Raw genomic sequence first — 1,650 nt, 5'->3', positions numbered from 1 at the left:
GGTTTAGCTAACTTTTGTCAAGTTCAGTAACAGTTTTTATCGAATAAATTTTAGCACAGCTAAACCAAGCCCACTGAAATCACTGAACATTTCCCCAATTATCTCATTCATTGTTCAACTTAAATTGCAATGCTTAGGTTGTTTTGGTATAACTTACGTTGTTGTTCAGGTGTAATCATGATGAACTCTTGTTGGTTCTTTAACACTGAAAATATAATTCTTACAAGCTTATGCATAATAGCACCAAGTGCTACCTTTCTTGGTTTTTTGAGTATAAGCTCCTGATAGTAATCGTATAATACTTTGTTTCGATAATGACCATTTTTCATTTTTGTGATTGATAACATTGCGGCCATGTAAAGAGCTCTTCTAAGCTCAGGTGCACCCCGTTTACTTATCTTATTATGCAAACGGTTATACTGGCCTGACTGTTTGACGCCAGGATCTAATCCGCAGAAAGCGACTAATGCCTTAACATTCTTGAATCTGGAGATGTCTCCTATTTCACTGGCTATTGCTGGTGCTATGTTGCCTCCTATTCCTGGAATACTTTTTAGTAATCTAACACTGTCAAGATCTTGTGAAAGTTCATGTATCTGCTCTTCAAGTTGAGCCAAATATTTATCGTATTCAAGTATAAGCGAGACATGTATCTTAATGGTAATAAAAAAAGTTTCCACCTTTCTTCCGATAATCTTGGCATCATCAAGAATGTCAATAAGCTTGTCATAATATTTTGTGAAGTATGCCTGCCCACGGCAAGGTGTGATTACCTTTAGAGTAGAATAAAAGCTATCATACGTAATCATCTCTGGCTTACATATAAGTTCAAGCGTTGCCAATGAGGACTTACATGCCATGTCTTTAAAGAGTTTCTTATAGGTTGGAAGCACTTGCTCCACATCTGCAACAAGCTGCATTACTTGTGTTGTCCTCTGTTTGGAAAGCTTCTGTCTTGCTCTTGTCAGAACCCTAAGACGCATATAGTCTTGTGATAATGGTATGCATTCCGTTAACTTTTTTTGGATGAGCTTGTTAAGTTTACCTGTAAGGTATAAGTTTGCTAAGTCATAGGAATCAGCATGATCATTCTTAACTTTTCTAACAGAGATATTTCTGATAGAATTAGATATAAGAGGATTGATCTCTAAGACGTTTAGCTCATGTGACGTGAAGTAGTCTCGGAGTCGATTCGAAAAGTAGCCGGTGGATTCCATAATGAGGACATGATTATCTTTGGAACCATTGGCTGCTTTCTTTATTTTCTCCAAAACATCTTCTAATCCTTTTATATCATTGTTTGAATCAAAAGTTGGTATTACGCAAGAGCCATTGGAGTCAAGTATTGTGTAAGATGAGAAGAACTTTGCGACGTCAACACCGATGATAAGAGTCATAAAAACACCACCTTATAAAAAGTAAGGGATTAACCACCCATCGTCATAAAAGATTGCAGCCCTGCACATGACACGAGTATAAAGACCCAATTAGCCCAATAGCAAATGCTTTTACAGATAGATATTCTAACCCGAGGAGAGGTATAGCGTTAGCTTCCCAGGGACAGTTACGAATATAATCCCTCTACAAACATTATACTGCTAATGTTCGGGTTTTTACTTGTTAATCCCTATAGCACTATATTACAGGGAC

Annotated in this window: 1 protein-coding gene; it reads right to left on the bottom strand. The window is 37.1% G+C overall.

The genetic code is table 11. The features are described from left to right. Positions 1–119: 119 nt before the first annotated feature. Positions 120–1,397, bottom strand: a complete 1,278-nt coding sequence (locus P0N36_RS15240; RefSeq protein ID WP_275843739.1) for an IS110 family transposase — start codon at positions 1,395–1,397, stop codon at positions 120–122. Positions 1,398–1,650: the final 253 nt, after the last annotated feature.

This window comes from Petrocella sp. FN5 (assembly GCF_029210395.1).
GTDB lineage: Bacteria > Bacillota > Clostridia > Lachnospirales > Vallitaleaceae > Petrocella.
Note: the sequence above shows the minus strand (reverse complement) of the source record. Positions and strands in the feature narration are given on the sequence as shown.

Bases quoted from the DNA above. Each gene is read 5' to 3' on its own strand.
- P0N36_RS15240 (WP_275843739.1), bottom strand. From the start codon at position 1,397: ATGACTCTTATCATCGGTGTTGACGTCGCAAAGTTCTTCTCATCTTAC.